5 protein-coding genes are annotated in these 5,171 nt (G+C 38.5%); 1 reads left to right on the top strand and 4 read right to left on the bottom strand.

Features of this window, described 5'->3' with window-relative positions:
- On the bottom strand, positions 1-906 hold a 906-nt coding region (gene fbaA / locus AC6F75_RS01365), incomplete at its 3' end, for a class II fructose-bisphosphate aldolase (protein ID WP_500713128.1).
- Between the two features lie 46 nt (positions 907-952).
- Positions 953-3,571, bottom strand: coding sequence for a translocation and assembly module lipoprotein TamL (tamL, locus tag AC6F75_RS01360; protein ID WP_500713127.1), 2,619 nt, complete (start codon positions 3,569-3,571; stop codon positions 953-955).
- A 45-nt stretch (positions 3,572-3,616) separates the two neighbouring features.
- On the opposite strand from tamL, the gene AC6F75_RS01355 reads away from it, so the two are divergent.
- On the top strand, positions 3,617-4,351 hold the full coding sequence (locus AC6F75_RS01355) for a TrmH family RNA methyltransferase (RefSeq protein WP_500713126.1): 735 nt from the start codon (positions 3,617-3,619) through the stop codon (positions 4,349-4,351).
- On the opposite strand, the gene porT is transcribed toward AC6F75_RS01355, so the two are convergent.
- Together porT and AC6F75_RS01345 are read right to left on the bottom strand one after the other, a co-directional pair.
- The gene (porT, locus tag AC6F75_RS01350) at positions 4,338-5,039 is read right to left on the bottom strand and encodes a type IX secretion/gliding motility protein PorT/SprT (RefSeq protein ID WP_500713125.1); all 702 of its coding nucleotides are present in this window, start codon (positions 5,037-5,039) and stop codon (positions 4,338-4,340) included. The genes AC6F75_RS01355 and porT overlap by 14 nt on opposite strands.
- A 4-nt stretch (positions 5,040-5,043) precedes the next feature.
- Positions 5,044-5,171 (bottom strand): class I SAM-dependent methyltransferase (locus AC6F75_RS01345; protein ID WP_500713129.1); only part of this gene is annotated, 128 nt, incomplete at its 5' end.

Below are 5,171 nucleotides of genomic sequence, written 5' to 3'. Positions count from 1 at the left end.
TACCATATAATCCCTGATGCCTTCGGTGAAAGCAAATTGTAAATCGGTATCGATATTCATTTTAATTACGCCATAACCGATGGCTTCCCTGATTTCTTCAACTGATGAACCGCTACCGCCGTGAAACACAAAATCGATGGGGTTGTGGCCGGTGTTGAATTTTTTTTGAACATATTCCTGTGAATTTTTCAAAATGATGGGGGTAAGTTTTACATTTCCGGGTTTATAGACTCCATGTACGTTTCCAAAAGCTGCGGCTATGGTAAATTTGTCACTCACCTTCATCAATTCTTCATAAGCATAGGCCACCTCTTCAGGTTGGGTGTAAAGTTTTGATGAATCCACTCCGGTATTGTCCACACCGTCTTCTTCACCACCGGTAATTCCCAGTTCAATTTCCAGGGTCATTCCCATTTTGCTCATTCGCTCAAGGTAGCGTTTTGAAATTTCAATGTTTTCTTCAATAGGCTCTTCCGACAAGTCAAGCATATGTGAGCTGTAAAGAGGAGTTCCGTGTTTTTTATAATGTGCTTCACCGGCATCCAATAACCCATCCACCCAAGGAAGTAAGTTTTTGGCACAATGGTCAGTATGCAATATAACTACAGCACCGTAGGCTTTTGCCAGTTCGTGAATGTGTTTTGCGCCGGCCACACCACCGGCGATGGCTGCCTTTTGGTTTTCATTTGAAAGCCCTTTTCCTGCATTAAAATGAGCTCCTCCGTTTGAAAATTGAATAATGACCGGCGAATTTAAAGCTGCAGTAGTTTCAAGAACAGTGTTGATTGAGTTTGAACCCACAACGTTTACAGCGGGTAGCGCAAAACCTTTTGACTTTGCAAGTTTGTGGATTTCCTGAACGGTGTCTCCTGTTGCAACACCTGATTGAATATTATAATTTACCATTTTATTTATGCTGTGAATGAATATGCAAAAGTATAAAATTATAATCTTAAAAGGGGTAGTTTATACCGATGTTTAGTGTCATATTACTAAAATTGTATTCCTTAAACCATCGGCTACCCTCAGGTCGTGCAGGGTTATAGGTCTTGAACCCTAAATCTCCCCTGAGAACAAAAAAACCAAAATCATATCTTAAACCAAAACCTGAGCCCACAGCGATATTTTTCAGGTCGTCAAAACTTTCAAAAGTTGATTTTTCATCGGTGACGTTGTCAAAAACATTCCAGATATTTCCCGCGTCTACAAACAATGCTCCCTTGAATGCTCCAAGAATGGTAAATCTGTATTCCAGATTAGCGGCCAGTTTCAGGTTGGCTTCATTGAATTCATCACCGGTGTCACTCGCTCCCGGCCCCAGCCTGAATGGTAGCCAGCCTCGGTTGTCGTTGGGTCCGCCCGCAAAGTAACTTCGGGTAAACGGGATACTGTTTGAATTGCCATAAGGAATTGCAATTCCACCAAAAAAACGCGTGGCCACATGGGTTCGACGGTTGATTTCCCAATACCTCACATATTCTGCATCCAGTTTTGAATATTGCGAATAGTTTACACCAAATACTTCATAATTGCCATTCTGGGTTTTTTCCAGACCTATTAATGATGAAATCCCTGCCAATACATTTCCGGCAACCTCAAACTTTAACCTGATTCTGGAAAACTGATTGTCAAAAATACTTTTTCTGGAGTCTCTGATCCAGGTAATGTTTGAAGCAAATATGAGGTTGTTTTCTGTCAGTCTTTGCAGTTGCTGGACTATATTTCTTAAATTCTGGGTGTCATCGGTTGTGAGACCACCCACCTGGTTGTTGTTGAAGTCGGTCAGGAAGCCGTTGGTGCCTTCGGGGATGATCAGGTCTATTCGGTTGTTGTTTTCGTCAAGGTTAAAATAAGAATTGTCTGTAATGCTTCCCAATGCTATCTCATTCAGTCTGTTGAATGAGTTTCGGTAAACGTTAAAATAGTTATTCGTGTTCATATTTCTTACATACTGAATATTGACTAAATCCAGTCTGTAAGTATGCATTCTCGAAGGGTTCCATTTGTAATTCCAGATGAGGTTTGTAGTTTGTTTGTCCAGACCAATATTTTGCTGGCTACTCGCCCCAATACTTACATTTGTGTATGGGGACATATATTTTGGAATGATACTTTCTGTGTTGAGAGGAAAAAGAATTCTGGGAATTCCTAGTTTAATGTCACCACCAACTTCTGAAATATTAAAAAACCTGCTGTCCCTGTCAGCAACATCTTTTGAAGAACCGAGACTTCCCCTTCCTGAAATTTCAAGTGTTTCGGCACCTCTAAATACATTTCTGATGAGAAATGATGAGCTAAAACCAACACCAAACTCCTGAATGTTTGAAGTGGAAAAATCCAGATCAAAACCCAGCCCATATTTTTTTCGAGGAGACATTAAAATGGTGGCTATTAGATTGGTTTGGGTTGTATCTGCAGGGTCAAGTTCGTAATTGATGTTTGGATACCTGAACACTCTTAGTTCGCTGATGTGGTTGTATGTCAATGCCCTGTCTGTGTCTTTAAAAATACTACCTGGCTCAATGAAAACAGCATCTGTAATTGATTTTGGCCTGTATTTCATCTTGTCATAGCTGTAAAGCTGGTAACCATTGTATTCAATTGAATCCTGAAATGTCTTGTTTCTGTTTTCGTAAGTGTAGTCTGTTATAATATTGACTTTGGAAATTTTGTGAATTTTAAAAGGTTCCTGAACTGTGCTGTCGCCCACTTGAACAGTGCGATTTTCAATTAAGTATTCAATATTGACATTATGGCCTGTTTTTACGGTATCAGCAATAAATGAAATGTATTCCTGATTGAAGTGATATAAGCCTGAGTTTCTCATCAGGATGGTTACTCGATCCCTTTCATCTGCAAAATCATTTCTTGAAAATTGTTCGCCGGTTTTTACAAGACTGCGACGCTCGGTTTCTTTAAATATTGAATCAACTACCGGTGAGTCAATTCTTATTTCGATGGAATCAATGAAATAGGGTCTTTGCCTTTGAACACTGTAGATTACAGAAGCTCTCTTTTTTTTAACTGTATCACTCACTATTTGATAACTTGCCTTTGCATTGAACCAACCAAAGCTTTTATAGTATTCTTCAATTCGGGCACGTGAGCGTTCAGCTCGATCATTTCTAATGATTACCGGTGCTTCACCATTGTTTTTAATCCAGTTGTTGAAGCCCACCCTGTAGTTGACTATTTCATCTACTTGTTTTTGTGAATAGAGGGCTATAAGCCTGCGTTTTCTTTCAGGGGTTTTATAAAGCTGCGCATAGTAAACAGAGTCTGTTTTTTCACTTGCAAGGTTGTAAAAATGGAGCGCAATCGGGATTCCTATCAATCCCGTCATCCCTGAATTAGGTTCCTGAATAATCTGGCTGAAAACACCGCTGTCATTTATTTCTTCACCATCTACAACTACTGTGTTTTTGGTTAGTAATAGTTGGTCTTCGTTTACTTTTTTTACGGCATCACAGGAATTTAATGTAGTGATAAATAGCAGCAGAAATGGTACTTTTGTATATTGCCCGAACCAGTTGTTGTGTTTTTTAAGATTTTCGATGTTTAAAATGGGCATTTCAAAGTAGGTAAATTAGTAATCATCCAAAAATACAAGTTTTGCATGGTAAGCAAAAATCAAATAAAGTTAATAACGTCTTTACAACAAAAAAAATATAGACAAAAAAATCAATTATTTTTTGCCGAAGGTACAAAAGTTATCAGCGAGTTTTACAAATCCGGATGGAAGCTTCACACGCTTTTTTCAACAGAAAACCTTTCATTTATTTCAGCCGGTAAAACCTCACAAATTTCAGAACAGGAATTAAAAAAAATTAGTGCGTTAAAAACACCTCAGACTGCTCTTGCCGTTTTTTATCTCCCGGAACAAAATGAAATACTTGAAACAAGCTTTTCTGTAGTTCTTGACGGCATACAAGACCCCGGAAATTTAGGAACCATCATCAGGCTTTGTGATTGGTTTGGTGTCAAACAACTGGTTTGTTCAAAAGACACTGCAGATTGTTTTAACCCCAAGGTGGTTCAAGCGTCCATGGGCTCACTGGCGCGGGTGAATGTTGTGTATTTCGATTTGGAAAATTTCTTGTCTGAGAAAAACAAATTACCTGTTTATGGGGCTTTTATGGATGGTGAAAACATTTACAAACAAACACTTCCCGAAAATTTCGTTTTAGTTTTGGGCAATGAAGGCAAAGGAATTTCGCCGCAAATCGAACAATTAATTACTTCAAAAATTGCCATTCCACAGTTTGGCCCCGAACAATTAACCGAAAGTCTCAATGTAGCCACTGCAGCTGCCATAATTTTAAGCGAGTTTCACCGCACTATTGAAAAGTAAAGTTGACAAACACCCCACGGGACATCATTTTGTTTATGTTTGAAGTATAAGGACTGTTTGGGTCATTGTCCCTTACCAATTCATCACTCAGTGCAAAAACACCTCTGATTGATGGGGTAAATTTGAAATAAAACAAATAAAAATCAATTCCAAAGCCCAACTCATAGTAATAGGTGTTTTTAGTCATTCTAAACCTTCCCACACTGTTGTCTTCCGGATTGGTTTCATCACTGGACAGGTTTACTGAAGTTGAAACACCACCAATTATAAACGGTTTGATGTTATTCAATCTTTTTGTTGAAACTTTTAGCAGCAACGGTATGTGGATATAAGTAGATTTTACCTCTCTTAAATAGTCGCGCTCCTCTTCAAATCCCGGGTAAATTAAGTTTCTTTCAGTATAGTATAATCCGGGTTCCAGTCTTAAGTCGAAATAATCGTGTAACCTCAGGTTTCCAATCAACCCCACGTTAAACCCTGCTGAGGTTAGGACCTCAATGTCCGGCTGCCCGGTTTCATTGATATATTCAAACTTAAAATCATAACTGTTAAACCCTAAAAAATATCCCCAACTCCATCGGGCTTGGTCAAAATTTTCATTGTTGATCAGTCTTTCTTTTGAAAAAATTTGAGCTTCAGCGGTTTGCACTATAAATAACAGTGATAATACAAAAAAAATGTTCTTCATAAATCTATTTTGAAGCTAAGTAGATACTTGCAACCCCAAAGGTTTGCGGTTTATTTTTCACTTCTTTAAACCCGATTTTTCTCAAAATATTGTTGAAGTCCTCACCATGAGGAAAGACTGAGGCACTTTCAC

This window comes from Planktosalinus sp., from assembly GCF_059864935.1.
The sequence above is the reverse complement of the archived record's forward strand: the minus strand, read 5'-3'. Positions and strand labels throughout refer to the sequence as shown.

Bases quoted from the DNA above. Each gene is read 5' to 3' on its own strand.
- AC6F75_RS01355 (WP_500713126.1), top strand. From the start codon at position 3,617: ATGGTAAGCAAAAATCAAATAAAGTTAATAACGTCTTTACAACAAAAA.
- porT (WP_500713125.1), bottom strand. From the start codon at position 5,039: ATGAAGAACATTTTTTTTGTATTATCACTGTTATTTATAGTGCAAACC.
- tamL (WP_500713127.1), bottom strand. From the start codon at position 3,571: ATGCCCATTTTAAACATCGAAAATCTTAAAAAACACAACAACTGGTTC.